Origin of the sequence: Psychrobacter sp. Cmf 22.2 (assembly GCF_001921745.1) — a bacterium.
GTDB lineage: Bacteria > Pseudomonadota > Gammaproteobacteria > Pseudomonadales > Moraxellaceae > Psychrobacter.
Genome location: NZ_MRYA01000002.1, coordinates 403,327 through 421,155 on the forward strand (window position 1 = coordinate 403,327; position 17,829 = coordinate 421,155).

17 protein-coding genes are annotated in these 17,829 nt (G+C 42.5%); 6 read left to right on the top strand and 11 right to left on the bottom strand.

Annotation, left to right across the window (positions count from 1 at the left end):
• Nucleotides 1-34 precede the first annotated feature (34 nt).
• Nucleotides 35-1,315: a YbfB/YjiJ family MFS transporter gene (locus tag BTV98_RS05880; protein WP_075103246.1), complete on the top strand. Its 1,281-nt coding sequence runs from the start codon at nt 35-37 to the stop codon at nt 1,313-1,315.
• 10 nt (nt 1,316-1,325) lie between these two features.
• Here BTV98_RS05880 and BTV98_RS05885 read toward each other — a convergent pair whose 3' ends face one another.
• Nucleotides 1,326-1,814: an Lrp/AsnC family transcriptional regulator gene (locus BTV98_RS05885; RefSeq protein WP_058368669.1), complete on the bottom strand. Its 489-nt coding sequence runs from the start codon at nt 1,812-1,814 to the stop codon at nt 1,326-1,328.
• A 204-nt stretch (nt 1,815-2,018) separates the two neighbouring features.
• Here BTV98_RS05885 and leuA point away from each other — a divergent pair, with 204 nt between their 5' ends.
• Complete coding sequence (leuA, locus tag BTV98_RS05890; RefSeq protein WP_075103140.1) at nt 2,019-3,803, top strand: 2-isopropylmalate synthase; 1,785 nt, start codon at nt 2,019-2,021, stop codon at nt 3,801-3,803.
• A 183-nt stretch (nt 3,804-3,986) separates the two neighbouring features.
• Complete coding sequence (locus BTV98_RS05895; protein WP_075103141.1) at nt 3,987-4,616, top strand: hypothetical protein; 630 nt, start codon at nt 3,987-3,989, stop codon at nt 4,614-4,616.
• Nucleotides 4,617-4,703: 87 nt separating this feature from the next.
• Here the strand turns inward: BTV98_RS05895 and accC are convergent, their stop codons facing one another.
• From accC to BTV98_RS05920, 5 genes are all read right to left on the bottom strand, one after another.
• A complete protein-coding gene (gene accC, locus BTV98_RS05900; RefSeq protein ID WP_075103142.1) occupies nt 4,704-6,065 on the bottom strand; it encodes an acetyl-CoA carboxylase biotin carboxylase subunit in 1,362 nt (453 codons plus the stop codon).
• A gap of 112 nt (nt 6,066-6,177) precedes the next feature.
• Nucleotides 6,178-6,609, bottom strand: a complete 432-nt coding sequence (gene accB / locus BTV98_RS05905) for an acetyl-CoA carboxylase biotin carboxyl carrier protein (protein WP_058368672.1) — start codon at nt 6,607-6,609, stop codon at nt 6,178-6,180.
• 202 nt (nt 6,610-6,811) lie between these two features.
• Nucleotides 6,812-8,179, bottom strand: a complete 1,368-nt coding sequence (locus BTV98_RS05910) for an MATE family efflux transporter (RefSeq protein WP_058368673.1) — start codon at nt 8,177-8,179, stop codon at nt 6,812-6,814.
• A 315-nt stretch (nt 8,180-8,494) separates the two neighbouring features.
• Entirely contained in the window at nt 8,495-9,535 is a 1,041-nt protein-coding gene (locus tag BTV98_RS05915) for a hypothetical protein (protein ID WP_075103143.1), read from the bottom strand.
• 109 nt (nt 9,536-9,644) lie between these two features.
• Nucleotides 9,645-10,118, bottom strand: a complete 474-nt coding sequence (locus BTV98_RS05920) for an EVE domain-containing protein (RefSeq protein ID WP_058368675.1) — start codon at nt 10,116-10,118, stop codon at nt 9,645-9,647.
• 251 nt (nt 10,119-10,369) lie between these two features.
• Here BTV98_RS05920 and hemW point away from each other — a divergent pair, with 251 nt between their 5' ends.
• Nucleotides 10,370-11,647, top strand: a complete 1,278-nt coding sequence (hemW, locus tag BTV98_RS05925; protein WP_058368676.1) for a radical SAM family heme chaperone HemW — start codon at nt 10,370-10,372, stop codon at nt 11,645-11,647.
• A 142-nt stretch (nt 11,648-11,789) separates the two neighbouring features.
• On the opposite strand, the gene BTV98_RS05930 is transcribed toward hemW, so the two are convergent.
• Entirely contained in the window at nt 11,790-11,930 is a 141-nt protein-coding gene (locus tag BTV98_RS05930) for an entericidin A/B family lipoprotein (RefSeq protein WP_075103144.1), read from the bottom strand.
• 351 nt (nt 11,931-12,281) lie between these two features.
• On the opposite strand from BTV98_RS05930, the gene BTV98_RS05935 reads away from it, so the two are divergent.
• Nucleotides 12,282-12,845, top strand: coding sequence for a tRNA (cytidine(34)-2'-O)-methyltransferase (locus BTV98_RS05935; protein WP_075103145.1), 564 nt, complete (start codon nt 12,282-12,284; stop codon nt 12,843-12,845).
• Nucleotides 12,846-12,866: 21 nt separating this feature from the next.
• On the opposite strand, the gene BTV98_RS05940 is transcribed toward BTV98_RS05935, so the two are convergent.
• From BTV98_RS05940 to tusD, 4 genes are read right to left on the bottom strand one after another with little or no spacing between them, the layout of a single operon-like run.
• Nucleotides 12,867-13,205, bottom strand: coding sequence for a TusE/DsrC/DsvC family sulfur relay protein (locus BTV98_RS05940; RefSeq protein ID WP_075103146.1), 339 nt, complete (start codon nt 13,203-13,205; stop codon nt 12,867-12,869).
• Entirely contained in the window at nt 13,202-13,531 is a 330-nt protein-coding gene (locus BTV98_RS05945) for a hypothetical protein (RefSeq protein WP_075103147.1), read from the bottom strand. Before BTV98_RS05945 ends, BTV98_RS05940 begins: the two co-directional genes overlap by 4 nt.
• A gap of 54 nt (nt 13,532-13,585) precedes the next feature.
• On the bottom strand, nt 13,586-13,909 hold the full coding sequence (locus BTV98_RS05950; protein WP_075103148.1) for a hypothetical protein: 324 nt from the start codon (nt 13,907-13,909) through the stop codon (nt 13,586-13,588).
• Between the two features lie 27 nt (nt 13,910-13,936).
• The gene (tusD, locus tag BTV98_RS05955) at nt 13,937-14,404 is read right to left on the bottom strand and encodes a sulfurtransferase complex subunit TusD (protein WP_075103149.1); all 468 of its coding nucleotides are present in this window, start codon (nt 14,402-14,404) and stop codon (nt 13,937-13,939) included.
• A gap of 377 nt (nt 14,405-14,781) precedes the next feature.
• On the opposite strand from tusD, the gene glnE reads away from it, so the two are divergent.
• A complete protein-coding gene (gene glnE / locus BTV98_RS05960; RefSeq protein WP_083606131.1) occupies nt 14,782-17,637 on the top strand; it encodes a bifunctional [glutamate--ammonia ligase]-adenylyl-L-tyrosine phosphorylase/[glutamate--ammonia-ligase] adenylyltransferase in 2,856 nt (951 codons plus the stop codon).
• The last annotated feature ends 192 nt before the right edge of the window (nt 17,638-17,829 follow it).

Here is a 17,829-nt window from a genome sequence, read left to right on the forward strand (position 1 = left end):
GATTGTGTGCTAATTGCCACAAATTGGCTTCGTCATGATGACTGCTCCCAACAGCCGCATTCTTCCTATTATCACCAATGAAATTACCATCGCTTGGACAGGTCTTTATTGTCTAGCGGTGGTGATGGGTTATGGGCGCTTTTTATTTACGGCTACCTTGCCTGATATCATGATTCAGTTGACGTTATCGACTGCCATTGCTGGATGGCTCGCCTCAGTGAATTATATTGGCTACTTTATCGGTGCGCTTATTGCCATGTTTGTCCCGCAACGTCTCACGTGGCAAATGCTCATGCTATGGACGGTTGTTAGTGTGTTCACAACGACATTGCTCGCCGTACCGGAGATGTCATTAAACTTATGGTATGTCATTCGTTTGCTCGCAGGCATCGCGAGTGGGGTTGCAATGATTTTAAGCTCGTCATTGGTGATTCAAAGTTTTAGCAATGAGCGTCGCTCTGTGCTTTCGGCATTACATTATGCGGGGATAGGAGTAGGTATTAGCCTCTCAGCTGTATTAACTTGGTGGTTATTATTGCTTGGCTATCATTTTGATATTATCTGGCTGGTAGCAGGCGTGAGTAGCTTGCCGCTGCTCTGGCTACTCTATGGCATACGACCAATAAATGCAGATACAAATACAACTGCATCTGGCGAGACACGATTAGCAAACTCATCGTCCAATGCTGCGCACCGGTCTATACGCCAAACTTATATTAATTTTAAACGTTCATTATACGAGGCAATCACCGGACATACCAAAGCTATTGCATTGTTGTCAGCGAGCTACGTGCTGGCGGGGTTTGGTTATATTACATCAGCAACCTTTTTGCCCGTCATGGCAGCACAGCGACTCACAACCCAAAGCTATGCTGGACTGCTTATTTGGTTGCTGGTTGGTATTTTTGCGATGCTGTCCAATCCTCTGTGGGGCGCGCTTGCGAAACGTATCGGTGAGACCAAAACCTTGATGGGTTTAACTTTATTACAAGCATTAGGGATGCTTTTACCTTTATGGTTCAAAGGTGCATTTGGCTTATACGCGAATGCGGTAATTTTAGGATTAACCTTTGTTGGTATGGTCTCAATGACTTTGAATATTATCAAAAATATCAATCCAGCTTATTCTAATTTGCTCATAGGATTGGCAACTTTAGCCTATGCACTCGGGCAGTTTATTGGACCATTAGTGACGGTTGCATTAGCAGGGCAGGATGACAATTTTAATGCAGGGCTATTGGTCGCTGCTATTGGGCTATTGATTGGACTTGTTCTAATCCTGTTATTTCGTCGGCAACGCAATAATTATTCTTAAAAGTAGTTTTTTAGACCATGCTGCGACTAAATACTTCTCGTAACTCAAAGCTCGTATGCACTTGTGCGACACCTTCAATACGATTTAGCCGATGTAATAAAAACTCCTCATAGTGCGCCATATCGCGTACGCGCACTTTAATTAGGTAGTCCTCAGAACGACCCGTAACGATGCTGCAACTGATCACTTCATCGAAGCTTTGCACCTTTTTTTCAAACTGCTCAAAACGCTCAGCTGTGTGGCGATCCATACTAATGGCAATAAATATAGCGAGTGGATAGCCAAGCTTTTCTGCGTCGGTTTGAGCATGATAACCTGTGATAATGCCTGTATCTTCTAGACGTTTGATACGGCGTGCGCAGGGAGTAGCTGACAGGTTAACGTTTTCTGCCAGCTCAGTAATGCTCATCCGTGCGTCAGTCTGTAATAGACGTAAAAGACGCTTGTCAATATCGTCGATAGCATGTGTGGTTTGACGGGCAAAGTGGCTCTCGGTCATCTTTTTTATCTAGCATTAGTGATTTGCACTGATTATATCCATAAAATTAGTCATAATCACTAATTATAACTATAAAATTGTTTAATAAAGCTGCTTTTCACTTCAAAATCTTTGCTATTATAATGACATAACTATCATCTCTTATGATAAAGCCATTTAGTTAGATATATATCTAGCTCATCATATCGTCTAAAAGGATTGATTATGTCTGACCAAGCCACCCACAATACGACCACACGTACTGCAAAGATTGCACCTAAAAGCGCTGCTTTTGATTTCCGTAAATATCGTCCATTTGCGTTCGCGCCTTCATTGCCAGATCGCACGTGGCCTAGCAAAACCATTGAAACATCTCCAATATGGGCGAGCGTCGATCTGCGTGATGGTAATCAAGCTCTGATTGATCCGATGACTATCGAACAAAAAATGCGCTTTTTTAAAACTTTGGTTGATGTTGGTTTTAAAGAGATAGAAATTGGTTTCCCATCAGCGGCGCAAGTCGAGTTTGATTTTGCTCGTAAACTTATTGAAGAAAACCATGTACCAGATGATGTGACGTTGCAGGTATTGGTACAAGCTCGTGAGCACTTAATAGCACGTACTTTTGAATCATTAAAGGGCGCAAAGCGAGCCATCGTTCATGTCTATAACTCAACCAGCCGTGTGCAACGTGAAAAGGTTTATGGTAAAGATAAAGCGGATATTAAAGAGATTGCTATTACTGGGGCCAATTTATTGGTTGAATATGCGGCTAAATATCCAGAGACAGAATGGGTATTCCAATATTCGCCTGAAAGCTTTAGCCAAACTGAAACCGAATATGCCGTAGAAGTCTGTGATGCTGTTTGCGACGTATGGCAGCCGCAACAAGGACAAGAAGTTATTCTTAACTTACCAGCGACTGTTGAAGCTTCTATGCCTAATATCTTTGCTGATCAGGTTGAATACTTCTGCTGCAATCTTGCACAGCGTGAGCATGTGATTATCAGTCTTCATACCCATAATGATAGAGGCTGTGCGGTCGCAGCTGCGGAGCTAGGTGTACTTGCTGGCGCCGATCGTATCGAGGGCACTTTGCTTGGCAACGGGGAGCGTACTGGTAATATGGATATCATGGTCATGGCGATGAATTTATTCAGTCAAGGTATCGATCCTGAGCTTGATTTTAGTAATATGAGCGAGATTGTGCAAGTGGTGAGCGAGTGTAACAATTTACCGCTACATCCACGTCATCCGTATGTGGGCGAGCTTGTCTTTACTGCCTTTAGTGGCTCACATCAAGATGCCATCAAAAAATCTCTCGATTATAATGAAAAGCATCAAGATGAGACTGATAATGTATGGGATGTGGCTTATTTACCGATCGATCCTGCGCATATTGGTCGTAGTTACCAAGATGTGGTTCGAATCAATAGTCAATCCGGAAAAGGCGGCGTCGCTTATATCTTGCAACGCAACTATGGGTTTAATTTGCCACGCTGGATGCAAATTGACTTTAGTGGTGTGGTACAAAAGCAGGCTGAGACAGTGGCACGCGAGCTACAAAATGACGAAATATTACAGACCTTTGAAGACACGTATTTGCAAAAAGGTAATTTAGAGCTATTAGATTATAGTGTCAATAACAAGGGCGGTGACGTTTATTTTAATGGTCAAGTACAGATGAATAGCGATACTATTACGATTGATGGAACAGGTAATGGTCCCTTGTCATCGTTCATTGACGGACTTGCGCAGCACACTGGTAAATCAATACACGTTATCAATTATGCCGAGCATGCTATCAATCCGCAGCATAATAGTGGTAATGGTATCGATGATGACAATAACAGCGATAACAAAACCAATGCTAATGCGGCGGCTTATATTCAACTAAACGTTGATGGAGAAGTTTACTCTGGTATTGGTACCTGTAGCAGTACGGTATCGGCGATGCTAAAAGGAGCGCTATCTGCATTTGCTCAAGCGCCAAGCACAGTAGCGGCTTAGTTAAAGTTAAGTAGCGTAAAACTAAAAAACCGTCATATCTTCTATAGAGTATGGCGGTTTTTTATAGAATATAAGTTTCACTGAATGCACATCTGTTTATGCATAGCATAATGTTACTTGTGTGTTTGGCAGCTAGGACTTACACTAAGACAGATAATTTACATTACAAGTATAAGGTTAATTATGGAACCAATCTCGTTTGCGTCATTTACGTTAGCCGCTGTCTTAGCTTCATTACCCGGTAATAGCGAACCTGTTAGTCAGTCAGTGATTACAACGCATATTAGTCCTGCTATTGCTGGACAATGGGAAATAGATTTGGATAGTGGTATCACTATGACCAAAGAGGCTATAGCGGAGCAAATGGCAACAAATAGTGCTCAAGATATGGAGACCAATGAATCTGAGATAACGGCTAAAGCAGATGGTGTGTTGAATCAAAGCGAACGTCGTATCTTTAAAGTCATACCCAATACAGCGCCTAGTACAATAACTGATGATAATGTAAAGACGAAAAGTGCTACGCAATGCCGAGAGTTATATAATTTTGGTGCAGATAATGAGATGTGGGCAGTAAGTGGTAAAGAATGGACTTATGGCCGTTATTTGGTCACGCACCGTGAAGAAGGTTTGCCTATTATCGCCATCAAAACTGTGTATGACAATAACGAAGTAGACTGTTCAGGTAATCAGATTGATCAGACTGACGAGGCACTGATTGCTTACTTAAACCATGATGGTAATGAGATGCAGTGGTGTGCTGATCCTGAAGGCACACAATGCTTTATGAATTTTCATAGAGTCCTACCATAATTAATAGGTTTTAATAGCTTAGTTATAATAAATAAAAAACCGCTCTCTTATAGGGGGCGGTTTTTATTTGAAGCATCAAAATTCTCTTTATTTTGCAACTTTAGTCTTTTGCGTTTCAAGCATTTCTTCTTCAAGATAATGGATATTTTGAGCTTCATTAACGAAGTTTTCATCCGCTAAAATGACATCGCGATGCATAGGAATGTTGGTTTTTATGCCTTCGATAATAAGCTCATCAAGCGCATGTACTGTTTTTGCGATAGCTTGCTGGCGAGTCTGTCCATGACAAATGAGCTTACCAATCAATGAGTCATAATAGCTAGGGATTTCATAGCCAGGATATAAATGCGAATCAAAACGTACACCAGCGCCACTAGGCGCGTACAGCTGCGTAACTTTGCCAGGTGAAGGCATAAAAGTTACTGGGTCTTCAGCATTGATACGACATTCGATTGCGTGACCTTGAATTTCAATCTCATCTTGACGATAAGATAAGCCATAACCTGCAGCGATTTTTAATTGTTCAACCACTACATCAATACCAGTGATCATTTCAGTCACAGGATGCTCAACTTGTACCCGTGTATTCATCTCAATAAAGAAAAATTCATTATTTTCGAATAAAAACTCAAACGTACCAGCGCCGCGATATTCAACCAGCTCACACGCTTTAACACAAGCTTGGAGTATTGGTTCACGGACATCATCCGGAATATCAGGAGCAGGCGCTTCTTCTAACACCTTTTGGTGACGACGCTGTAGTGAGCAGTCGCGATCATAAAGATGAATAGCATTACCATTACCATCGCCCAATACTTGGATCTCGACATGGCGCGGGTTTTGTAAGTAACGCTCCATATAGACAGTATCATCGCCAAACCATAGCTCAGCTTCTTGTCTTGCCGCTTGTACTTGACCAACCAGCTCATCAAAACGTTCAACGACACGCATACCGCGTCCACCACCGCCAGAAGCAGCTTTAATGATCAACGGAAAGCCAATATTACGAGCTTGTTCTTCAGCGTTGTGCATAGTAACAGCACCAACTGAACCAGGAACAGTGGGTACGCCAGCCTTTTTCATCGCATTAATGGCAGAAACTTTATTACCCATGAGCCGAATATGATCAGCATTAGGGCCTACAAAAGTTAATCCAGCTTCTTCAATACGTTCAGCGAATTCAGCGTTTTCGGCCAAAAAACCATAACCAGGATGAATGGCATCAGCACTAGAGATTTCAGCAGCCGTTAAAATAGTATTGATATTCAAATAACTTTCGCTAGCATTTGGTTTGCCGATACAGATAGCTTCATCGACAAAGCGCAGATGCATGAGGTTTTCATCAGCAGTGGAGTAAATACCGACAGTCTCTATACCAAGTGCTTTACATGCACGTACGATACGTAGAGCAATCTCACCTCGGTTGGCGATGAGCAGTTTTTTTATCATAGGGTCATCCTCGTCAAAGCGGCGTTGATCAATCCAGTCGTTATATATTACTCATATAATATGAGTATGAACGAGGTATTGAACATAACAAAATAAGGTGTAGCGAGTACAATTAGGCTTTATAGCGTATAACAGGCTGGCCAAACTGTACAACCTCAGAGTTGTCCACTAAGATTTCAGCAATGACACCACTTTGAGTTGCCTCAAGCGGGTTCATGATTTTCATCGCTTCGATAATACCAAGCGTATCACCAGCCTGCACGGTTTGACCAACTTTTACGAATGGTGGGTCGTTAGGGCTAGGAGCTGCATAGAACACACCAACCATTGGTGAGGTTTCAACACTACCAGCTTTAACAGCTGCTTTAGCTTCAGGAGCAGCAGCAGGCGCTGCACCCATAGCAGGCGCTGCCATCATTGTTGGAGCTGGTGCATCATAATGACGGGTTAAACTGATATGCTCATCATCTGAACTGACTTCTAGATTGACCAGTTCGTTTTCTTCCATGAGAGCGATTAGCGTGCGTATTTTTTCAATATCCATAATTTTAATGATGCCTTTTTTTTAAATTAAAGAAAGAAATAGTGTAACAAAATATTGTTTAATTGATTGCTAATGATACCTATATTCAGCGCAATGAGCAATCAATGTACAGTTGTTAACTGGGACTTTTTACATATTTTTGACGCTAAGGCGAATAATAGTAACATGCATCCTATTATTGTTGAGGTTTTCTTAACATTGTTTAGTTCCACAAGGCCGTTAAGCGTCTTTGCTGATAGCGTAATCGTAAAGACAACAGGATAGAGGCCAAAAATAAACCAGTAATCAAGGCCATCCAGAACCCTTGTGCACCTACGTCTGTAAAACGTACGAGGTAAATACCAAGTGGCAAGGCAACTACCCAATAACAAAAAAGTGTGACCCACATCGGTATCGTGGTATCTTGCATCCCGCGTAATATCCCAGCAACATTGACCTGCCAGCCATCAAAGAGCTGATAAGCCAGCGCGAAGATTAACAGATGCATAGCCTGTGCTCGTAACTCAGGATTGTCGGTAAATGCTGCAGCCAGCTGTGGTCTAAACATCCAAATACCAAGCATGCAGACAAGCGCGATAAGCACTGTCCAAATGAGCCCAGTTGCTTGTACGTGACGTAAAGCGAGCAAATTCTTTTCACCAAAACGATTAGATATCATTATAGTCAGCGCCATCGCGACTGATATTGGAATCATAAATAACTGAGAGGTGACTGCTAGAGCGACTTGATGTGATGCCGTGGCGATCTCACCTAATGGGCTAATGACCAGTGCGCCTAAGCTAAATAAGCTGGCTTCAAAAAAGATAGAAAGACCAATTGGAATGCCAAGTTTAAGTAGCTTGGTTATTTGCTCTCGGTTGGGGGCGGTAAAGCTGTAGAAAAAACGAGTACTGGCAAATTGCTGACGCTTGGAGAGGGTAGTATAAACGCCCAAAATCAATACGTTAATCCATAGCACTAGTGCTGTTGCTACACCGCAACCTGCACCGCCCATCTCGGGCATGCCAAACAATCCATGGATAAAAATATAATTAAGCGGTATATCTGCTAATAGACCGATAATACTAACGACTGTGACTGGCTCAGGTCGACTAAGTGCTTCACAATAACTACGTAATACTGCATAAATGGCAAGCGCAGGAAAGCCAAAAGAAACGCCATGTAAGTATTGAGCGGCGATAGGTTGAATGTTCTCTGGCACACCCATTAAGCTGAGCACATTTGGCATCAAATTCACAATAATAAAACCGCAAATACCGATAACGCTGGCGGTCCATATAGACTGCTGAGTGATATGTGGAACTTGGCTGTATTTATTTTGCCCTATCGCTTCCCCAATTAAAGGGGTCGTGGCAATAAGGATGCCTGTGGCTAATAAAAACAGCGGTAACCAAATACCAGAGCCAACAGCCACGGCAGCCAAATCAAGCGCCGAGACACGTCCTGCCATAATAGAGTCAACGACTCCTAGCGCTGCTTGGCAAAATTGAGTAATTAAAATAGGTAGCGCGAGCACGCCTAAACGTAAGCTGTAGCTTTTAAAGTCTGTAAAAGATAATGGCAAAACCATAGTTAGCAACTTTTCATTATTCACGTTGGTTATTGATGTTCAAATACTGCCATCAACAAATCGTTGACAAGGCAGTATCAAAGAATCTGTGCCGATGATAATACTCCGATAAATAATATGAGCAAGTCTATATAGGCAAAGTCTGAAAATAAAAATGACGTCAATAAAACAAAGCAACCCGCCAATTCACATTATGAACTGACAGGTATAATGATATAAATGGCTAAGAAGCCAGACTGTGATTCCAGCGCTTTAAAAACGTTTAATTTTTTTACAATAGCCTTGAATTAATCGTCATATTTCACTCATAAAAGCTCATAATGCTTCAGGCAAATCTTGTACGATTGCTTGATAGCCAATTAACTTATTATTTGCATCAAATGCCTGCACGACAATAGCGTAGTTAGTCGAAATATCCGGAATGACGGGTGCAAACTGGGTGTTATTGTTAGCCAATACAGCGTTCTGTACATAGCCGTTAGCGCCAGACTCAGCTTTGTTGACATCGATTTGGCTGACTAATACTTGTTTTGTGTTAATTGGATTCTTCCAAGTGACGGTTTTTTGGCTGCCATTACCAGTGATGTCGAGCATCATATTGCCCAGCTGATAGTCGAGGGCATAAGTGGTAAAGTTAGAACGATCACTCAGAGTATAGGTAACCTTACAGTTATCTTTGGCAGCTGAAAGAGTAGTGCCGCCTAGACTGTCTTGATATTCAAAACTACCTCTCCATGGTGAGCCTACTTGGTTTTCCTCAAAGCTACCAGCAAAGGTGGTCATCAAGTTTGGCGTTTCAAGATTTAGATCATTGATATATTTGATGTCTAAAAATTCTGCAGTATCAAGGCTACCAGTTACCTTGCCTGTCATATAATTATCTACTTTAAAGCCTGTGTTGACATCAAGTGTGCGGTTTTCTTGACAAATCTGCTGTTGGTAACTGATACGCCCATCAACACTACCGGCGCCATCCTTACTGATATCAAAATATATCGCCCCGATATCAATGTCGCTATTATCACCATCATCAAGCTCGGTGAAGTGACCAACATAGAGACCGCCGCGTCCACCCTCTGGCGTCAATTTATCTAAGAAGTTATCTAATGACTCTTCAGGTAAAAACACAGACTCCAAAATCTCAGCCATGCTTTTTTCATCATCAGTTAGCTTATCTTCGACTTCTTCATATTTACCTTTGACTTTATCTTCTACACGATCGTACTCGTCTTTAACTTGGTCTTCGATGCGGTCATACTCTTTTTTGACTTTATCACCATCGCTGCCGCAAGCGCTTAGTGTCAGCCCTAATATACTGACAGTTAATACAGATAGTACGAGTTTGGGTGCGCTCATAAAGGGGTCCTAGGGTGTGAAGATAGGGTAGATGCGAGAATCAAGGCGTAAATATAGCAAACTTTGGTAAGGTAGTGCTACAAAAACCTTTGACCTATTACTTATGAGCTCATACTAGCTCCAGCGTCTCTGCCATATCTATAATAGCCTGCCAGTGCTTGGGTTCAAGCGGTATGATTGTCAATTGCTCGCAGCCTTTCCTAAGTAGCAGGGAATCCTCAAGTGTGGGGATAAACTTTAGCTCAGATAACGGTAAGATTGCCTTAAAAGCTTGCTCAAATGTCACATCGACCATATACCAGCGCGGTGTCTCACTGGTTGCGATAGGGTCGTAATGCCGATGTTCAGGATGAAACTGGGTTGGATCAGGGTAACCCGCTTTGCTTATCGTCATGATGCCAGCGACGCCAGAGGGTTTTGCGCTCGAATGATAAAAGAATACTTTGTCACCTACTTGCATATCGTCGCGCATAAAGTTACGAGCGCGGTAGTTACGTACGCCGTCCCAACACTCTGTGCCCAAACGTTGTAGGTCTTCGATGCCAAAAAATTTTGGATTAGACTTCATTAGCCAATATGCCATATTCGTTGTCCTAATATTTGTTATGAATATTTGAGGTAAAGTTTTATATAAGGTATCTACTTTATTTGGTAACAACCATATATTGCAAATCTATCTGGATTTTATAGCCGTGGTTTTATTAATATTTTCGCCAGACATCTATTTAATAGACTAAATTAGTAAAGACAGTGCTTTTCTTTCATGTACGTAGCCGTTATCCTAGCCGTATTTTTTGCGGTTTGTCGCCGCTTTTTATTGAATAAGTTTACGTTATGTCGATATCTGAGTTTGATAATATTAGAGTGTTCTCCAACGCTACAAATACTTCTTGTATAGATGCGACCATTATACCGTTGGCGCTATATATACATATTCCGTGGTGTGTAAAAAAATGTCCTTATTGTGATTTTAACTCGCACGAGTTGGGCGCTGATGTACAGCTGTCAATGTATGATGAGTACGTAGATGCACTCTTGCTAGATGCGCAGATGCAGCAGCCTCTGACTCAAGGACGCCAGATTGGCTCAATATTCATAGGCGGTGGCACGCCATCATTATTACCGATTAGTCAATATCAGCGGTTATTCGCCGGTCTACAAGCCTGCTTTGAATTTGCGGAAGATATTGAAGTCACCATGGAAGCGAATCCTGGCACTTTAGAACATGCACCATTCGCTGAGTATCTAAAAGTAGGTATTAATCGCTTATCTATCGGGGTACAGAGCTTCGCTGCTGATAAGTTGCAAACACTTGGACGTATTCACGATCCTGCTCAGGCAACAGCCGCCATTCATGCGGCTCGCGCTGCTGGCTTTGAGAGGGTAAATGTAGACTTAATGCACGGTTTGCCGCAGCAGTCGCTTAGCGAAGCGTTGTATGATATTCAGACAGCGCATGACGCTGGCGCAACGCACATCTCTTGGTATCAGCTGACAATTGAGCCCAACACCGTATTCTATCGCAGTCAGCCTATCTTACCTGATGAGGATAGCTTGGCTGATATCGAAGAGGCAGGGCAGGCTTTGCTACAGCGCCTGGGTTATGATAACTACGAAGTGTCGGCATGGGCAGGTGCATCAGATAAGCCGTGTCGACACAACGTCAATTACTGGCAGTTTGGCGATTATTTGGCCATTGGTGCTGGCGCACACGGCAAGGTAACTTTGAATCGCAGTGACTTAATAAGTAAGGATTTGCAAAACGATGAACTATTATCAGAGGAACTACTATCAAAGACAGGTATCTACCGTTTTAGTAAATCACGCTCTCCAAAAGACTATATGACTTATGAAGATGCACCAAAAATGGTCAATTGGCTGCCAATTGCTGATGATGAGTTGGTCAGTGAATTTATGCTCAATGCGCTACGTCTGCATGATGGGTTGACATGGTCGCTATTTGCATCGCGAACAGGACTGAGCTATGAAAGCATAGCGCGGCAAGTCAATAAGCTAGTCGAGCAAGGCTTGTTGGTGAACAATACTGAGCTGTTACAACCAACTTTATTAGGTCGTCGTTACTTAAATCAGATATTGCGCACATTTTTATAGTGCTTGTATGCTTAAATTTTTATGTATCTGTATATGATGAAGATTATTTATACATTACTGTTTATACATCACTGTTATTAAGAACAAAAAAAGGCTTACCAAATGGTAAGCCCTTCAAACACAGAATCTAAAATGTTAGAACTTAGATTTTGTTTTGTACGTCTTGTGCACCACCAGTTACTGCTTCGCCAGCGCTTGATACGTCTTGGCCTAGGCCTTTAAAAGTGTTGCAACCAGTCAATACAAACATAGCAGTCAAAGATGCGATAATTACTTTTTTCATAATAATGTTCCCAAAATGGATAGGTTTATTCGAGTAATAACAAGCATGTTGCTTAATCATCACCAACGATGTGCAGGATAAATGGCAATATCATGATATCAGTTGAGCATAAATAAATAGGCTGTTCTGATATCATCAAACTGTCTTGATATCCATTGGAGCCATGATAATCAAAGTTAAAATCTGTGCCCAGTATCAAAATGTAATTATTGACAATAAACTGTAACTTTTAATTACGGTTAGTGGTTAACTGTTTTACATGGCTGTCAGTTGACGATAGTGCATAAGAACAACGTTGGACCAGTATGTCGCAAATAACATCAATCTTTTTAACCCTATTATGGAAATTTTATGACCATTCATATAGTGCTAGTGGCACCCAAAATGCCTAGCAATACTGGCAATATTATTCGTTTGTGTGCCAATAGTGGCGCGCAGCTACATTTGGTGCAGCCACTAGGCTTTGAGCTAGATGATAAAAAGTTACGCCGTGCTGGATTGGATTATCATGAATACGCACACTTGCAAGTGCATGCTGATTGGTCGGCAGCGAAGCAAGCATTACTTGAGGCAGATTGCCAGACAATCACAGCGCTGACAACCAAGCTTAGTAAACCGTTTTATGATTATGATTTTATGGCGCAATTAGATACCAATGCAAACCGTGCGACTGCAACAACGCCTAGTGTGGCGATGGTGTTTGGTTCTGAAACCGCAGGCCTAACGGATGATATACGTGAAGATATTGGCGCTGATAATTGGTTAAGACTGCCCATGTTGCCTGATTCGCGCAGCCTTAACTTATCTAACAGCGTGGCGATATGTCTCTACGAAGTATGGCGACAGCAAGGTTTTAGTGGTGATGAAGGACGCAGCATCGGTTACGAGAGCCTTACTGTTTATGACCCAAAATAGCAGCCCATAAAGAAGTGGTTTTTATAAGCAGTTAGGCGGCTTTGGTAGACCTGCCAGACGATTGACATGACGGGCGACTAAACCAGTATTGAATAATTGCTGCAACTTTTGGTTGCTGATATCTTGTTCAGGCAAAGTCTTCTGCAACCATTTAATTAATGGCCGGGTAGCTGGCGAGTGATTGAATTTATTAAAAAAAGCACGTACCTGCTGTAAGATGGCTAGATGCTCGTCATTTAGCTCTACATCTAATGTATTTGCCAGTTGTTGAGCGATATCAGGCGTCCAGATGCTATGGTCACAAAGATGACCGTCTTGATCTAGAGCGATGTTAGATAGAGTAATATTAGATACAGTCATAAGGCGATTGTCACTACTTTATCAAACTGTGGATCTTGGGTCATGGTTACCCATTCATTATCAGTTAAAACACCAGTTAGCTTGGCGTTTAAGTTTAGCTTGGCAGTCGTGTTGTTACTAAGCTGTGCGACATCATCAGCTAGTGCATAAATGCCAGCGATACCTTCTATATCACTATCACTTAAATAAGCATGAAGCCATTCAATAAAAGCGACAGTTGCGCCTAACAAGATAATACTGTCACCAGCGCGCCACGTTAGCGCCATCTCTTCTGTGCTGCGTCTGAGTCTGTCCATTGTGCTGTGTAATTGGTATAGAGTTGCCATATTAAGTTTCCGAATGTTTATAGATAGCAAGTTAATATCTAGAAATATATACCGTTAAAAGGCTAAAATCTGCTCAAAATCTTGTGAGTTAATGACTTCTGGTACCAGCATAAGCTGCGAGGCCAAGTCGCTTGGTAACATACCTGTAATCCATCCGCTAAATACATCCTCAGGTAGCCAAGCGGGCGGCATATCATACAGCTCAAGAGATTGAATCATACCGTACAAACGCGACTTTGGCTGCATCAGCAGTCCAAAGACAGGAGCGTCTAAATAAAGCTGTACCTCATGACCAAACGTTGCAAGCGTCAAGGCGAGGGCACAGCCTTCATAGCTTGCCATCTCTGTGGGAGTGCGCAGCTGAATGAGTAATTTCATAGATCATCCTTCATTGTTTATGCTCACTTAAAACTGTAGCAGACGGCAGTTGCTTTGCATCATCATTGCAAGATCACTAAGACCAACCAAATGAAAACCATTGGCAATATTTTCACCATTTAGTTGATGGCGTGTACTGTTATCATTATCACTAACGCCGCGGCTAAGCGCAGTGCTGACGCATACAGGTAGCGAGAGCTGGTATTGCTTAGCAAGCGCTTGCCATTCTTTAGTTAAGTCAGTCTGATCTGCTGACTGCCAGCGCAAGCGATTGGCTATGTGGGCGGCATCAGCATAAAAAAAGACATTTAAGGGTTGCGTAACACTTTCAGCGACTTGCTGCCCCGTACTTTCATCGTGATGTTGTACCTGCTTTGATGTTATTTGCTTTAAAAAGGTACGAGCATAACGTAGTGCTAAATGCGCAAGCGGGTGGCCTGGATCGGTAGTAATTAATAATAATGGAGTATCTCTGTCAGTTATCGGCACGGTCATATAGGTAGTATCACCAGTAATCAGTTGTTGGTTGTTAGTTGTTGTGAGTATTAAAAGAGAATGAAATATAAATAAAAATGCTTGGACTTGTTTTAGAATTGCGTTTACGCAGGTTATCACGCATTTTAGTTGTCAATCTAGTATTCTACAACTTCTTACTACCAAAAGTAATGGTTGCTCGTTTAGGTTTTTAGTATTCATGCTACCATAAAATTGACCCAGTCAAATGCTGTATGTATTGTAAACCGCAAGATGGTCATACCTGCAACAGTTTATCTAATGTGACCCTCTCGTTAGAAAAAACTATGAACAAGACGGTTAGGTTCAGGTAGTCTTATTGATCCATGCTGCACGGAGTACTTATTATGTCACTAGTGATGTCATCTACTACACCTAGTAACCAAAGCTATCAGCCTACAGACGAACAAATCCAAGTTTTGAGTACGGCTAGTGCTTTTGCGTATCAGATTTGGGAGAGTCGGACGACTTCTTGTCAGACGTTTTTGCGCAGTTATCCACTCAATCAAACATTAACTCGTCAGCAAATAGATGATCTTATTCAAGATTATACGTTAGATGATAACTACCAGTTGGGTGATGAGGCGACAGTCATGAAAGGGCTGCGAAATCTGCGCAATCTATTGATGATGCGCTGGATTTGGCAGGATGCTCTAAGAATGATAAAGCTTGAACAGTTGACGGATGAGCTCTCTGAGCTTGCTGATGGTTGTATAGTTTTTGCTAAAGAATATACTTATCAGCAATTGGTTGCCCAATATGGCAAGCCAACTTTTATAGATGATAAAGGGGTGAAGCGTATTGACGACATGGCAATTATGGCTATGGGTAAACTTGGCGCTCATGAACTGAATTTATCGAGTGATATTGACCTGATATTTGTCCACCAAGCGCGTGGCGAGACTGATGGCGATAAAGCACAAGGCACGCGAAGTATTGATAATAAACGCTTTATGACGCGCCTTGGTCAAGGTATTATTAAGCTATTGGATAATTGTACCGCAGACGGTTTTGTGTTCCGAGTAGACATGCGTTTGCGCCCATGGGGTGATGGTAGCGATTTGGCTATTCATCTATCAGCATTGCAAAAGTACTTTGCCAACCATGGCCGAGCGTGGGAGCGTTTTGCTTGGCTAAAAGCACGTGTGGTTGGTCAAATATCACCGCCATTTTATGATGAGTTGCAATCGCTCATTAAGTCTTTCGTTTTTCGCTATTACGTCGATTATAGTGCTTTTTCGGCTTTGCGTGAGATGAAATCTCTCATCCAAAATCAAGTGGCACAGCGAGAAGATTTGGATAATATTAAGCTGGGTGCTGGTGGTATTCGTGATATCGAGTTTATCGTACAAGCCTTTCAGCTTATCTATGGTGGTCGTCATCCGCAGCTACAAGTCAAGTCATGTCTGCAAGCGATGGAGGCGCTGTGTGAGCTTGAATATCTCGAATACTCGACCTATGGCCAATTACAGGCCGCTTACCGGTTTTTGCGCCGTCTTGAACACGGTATTCAAGCAATTAACGATCAGCAGACCCAGCGGCTACCTAATGATGAACACTGGCAGTACAATTTGGCCATTACTTTAGGCTTTGAGACTTGGGCTGCACTACTAACAACGCTTAATCTACATCGCGAAAATGTCAATGTTCCATTTGAGCGTATGGTGACTGAACGGCAAGTACCCGATCAAGAAGACACTGAGCTTGACCATGCCAATCTTGATGAGCAAATTGCGCAGCTCAATACCATACTAACGGAGCAAAACCGCGCACAACTACAGGCATTTTGGCAATCAAAAATGGTCGCCAACCTACGCGATGAAGCTCGAACACGTTTAGATGACGCTTATCCAGTAATCGTACATGCGCTGCTTGCGCATCAAGAACAGCAGCAGCTGGCCAATAGTGCACTACCGCGTCTTATTAATTTACTTGAGGCCATCTGTCGACGCTCAATCTACTTGGTCATGATCGCAGAAAACCCAAATGCCACGGTTGAGCTGATTCCGATGTTGTCTGCTAGCCCTTGGATCGCCAATGAGCTGGCACGGTATCCTGTCTTACTGGATACCTTTTTACAGCAGCGCTATCGTCATTTGCCGGACAAACTAGAGCTACACGACATCTTGCGTCAGCGTCTATTGCGTGTAGAGCCTGATGACGAAGAAGAGCTATTGAGCGTGCTGCGGTTGTTTAAAAAGAATCAGGTGTTGGCCGTTGCTGCCAGTGACGTCTTGGCTGAAAGGCCCATCATGAAAGTATCAGATTCTTTAACTTACATTGCAGCTGTGGTGTTAGAAGCGGCACTGGAGCGCGCTTTTGCAGAATTGGTCAAGCGCTACGGCTATCCTATCGCCCAAAATGGTGATCCAGTCACTGAAGCTGATTGTGGTTTTGCTATTATTGGTTATGGTAAGCTTGGTGGTCTTGAGCTGTCTTACTCATCCGATTTAGACTTGGTGTTTTTGCACAAGATAAAAGAGCAGGGCATGACGACTGGTGAGAAGTCAGTAAGTGGGATGAAGTTTGCTGCACGTCTGGCGCAAAAGCTTATGACTTATCTTAATACGCAAACGCGTGATGGACGAGCATATGAGATTGATATGCGTCTGCGACCATCAGGTAATGCAGGTATGATGGTGGTCTCTTGCCATGCTTTTGAGACTTATCAACGTGACAAAGCATGGGCTTGGGAGCATCAAGCACTGGTTCGGGCACGGGCAATATGCGGTGACAAACGTGTAACAGCACTATTTTGCGATATTCGCCGTACGATATTGTCCCTGCCGCGTACACTTGATGAAGTGCGTACAGAGGTAACAAGTATGCGCATCAAAATGCAAAAACATCTTGGCACCAGTTGGGGACAACAACAAGCTGGCAAGTTTCATCTCAAGCAAGACGCTGGCGGCATTATTGATATTGAGTTTTTAGCGCAATTTGTAGTGCTGGCTTATTCGCATGAGTACCCAAGCCTGACCAAGTGGAGCGACAACGTACGTATCTTTGAAGAAGTGGCGCTGCTTGGTATTTGGAATGAGCAAGTTTGCCAAGATTTAACTGATGCGTATCTGCGTATACGAGCTGCTGCCCACCAGCTGGCACTGTCTGAGCAATCCTTGCTGGTAGATGAATCATTATGGACAGAGACACGTGCGCTTGTGCAATCTCAGTGGCAACATTTGATGGGTGGACCGTCAATAGAAGCGAAATAAGCATTTATACAACAAAGGGTATAAATAAAAGCCATGTAACGACAAACTAAAATGTTTCATTTGTTTGGCTTGCCGATGATATAATCATTTGCACACTAATACGGACTCAGTGTAATCATACAATTTTAATTAAAATAGTTACTTAAAACTCAACAAAAAGTTAGTCGTTAGTACTAACATAAGGATTTTTAC

What these genes read in the sequence shown, in the direction of transcription:
- BTV98_RS05880 (WP_075103246.1), top strand. Translation starts at nt 35, where the DNA reads ATGATGACTGCTCCCAACAGCCGCATTCTTCCTATTATCACCAATGAA.
- BTV98_RS05885 (WP_058368669.1), bottom strand. Translation starts at nt 1,814, where the DNA reads ATGACCGAGAGCCACTTTGCCCGTCAAACCACACATGCTATCGACGAT.
- leuA (WP_075103140.1), top strand. Translation starts at nt 2,019, where the DNA reads ATGTCTGACCAAGCCACCCACAATACGACCACACGTACTGCAAAGATT.
- BTV98_RS05895 (WP_075103141.1), top strand. Translation starts at nt 3,987, where the DNA reads ATGGAACCAATCTCGTTTGCGTCATTTACGTTAGCCGCTGTCTTAGCT.
- accC (WP_075103142.1), bottom strand. Translation starts at nt 6,065, where the DNA reads ATGATAAAAAAACTGCTCATCGCCAACCGAGGTGAGATTGCTCTACGT.
- accB (WP_058368672.1), bottom strand. Translation starts at nt 6,609, where the DNA reads ATGGATATTGAAAAAATACGCACGCTAATCGCTCTCATGGAAGAAAAC.
- BTV98_RS05910 (WP_058368673.1), bottom strand. Translation starts at nt 8,179, where the DNA reads ATGGTTTTGCCATTATCTTTTACAGACTTTAAAAGCTACAGCTTACGT.
- BTV98_RS05915 (WP_075103143.1), bottom strand. Translation starts at nt 9,535, where the DNA reads ATGAGCGCACCCAAACTCGTACTATCTGTATTAACTGTCAGTATATTA.
- BTV98_RS05920 (WP_058368675.1), bottom strand. Translation starts at nt 10,118, where the DNA reads ATGGCATATTGGCTAATGAAGTCTAATCCAAAATTTTTTGGCATCGAA.
- hemW (WP_058368676.1), top strand. Translation starts at nt 10,370, where the DNA reads ATGTCGATATCTGAGTTTGATAATATTAGAGTGTTCTCCAACGCTACA.
- BTV98_RS05930 (WP_075103144.1), bottom strand. Translation starts at nt 11,930, where the DNA reads ATGAAAAAAGTAATTATCGCATCTTTGACTGCTATGTTTGTATTGACT.
- BTV98_RS05935 (WP_075103145.1), top strand. Translation starts at nt 12,282, where the DNA reads ATGACCATTCATATAGTGCTAGTGGCACCCAAAATGCCTAGCAATACT.
- BTV98_RS05940 (WP_075103146.1), bottom strand. Translation starts at nt 13,205, where the DNA reads ATGACTGTATCTAATATTACTCTATCTAACATCGCTCTAGATCAAGAC.
- BTV98_RS05945 (WP_075103147.1), bottom strand. Translation starts at nt 13,531, where the DNA reads ATGGCAACTCTATACCAATTACACAGCACAATGGACAGACTCAGACGC.
- BTV98_RS05950 (WP_075103148.1), bottom strand. Translation starts at nt 13,909, where the DNA reads ATGAAATTACTCATTCAGCTGCGCACTCCCACAGAGATGGCAAGCTAT.
- tusD (WP_075103149.1), bottom strand. Translation starts at nt 14,404, where the DNA reads ATGACCGTGCCGATAACTGACAGAGATACTCCATTATTATTAATTACT.
- glnE (WP_083606131.1), top strand. Translation starts at nt 14,782, where the DNA reads ATGTCATCTACTACACCTAGTAACCAAAGCTATCAGCCTACAGACGAA.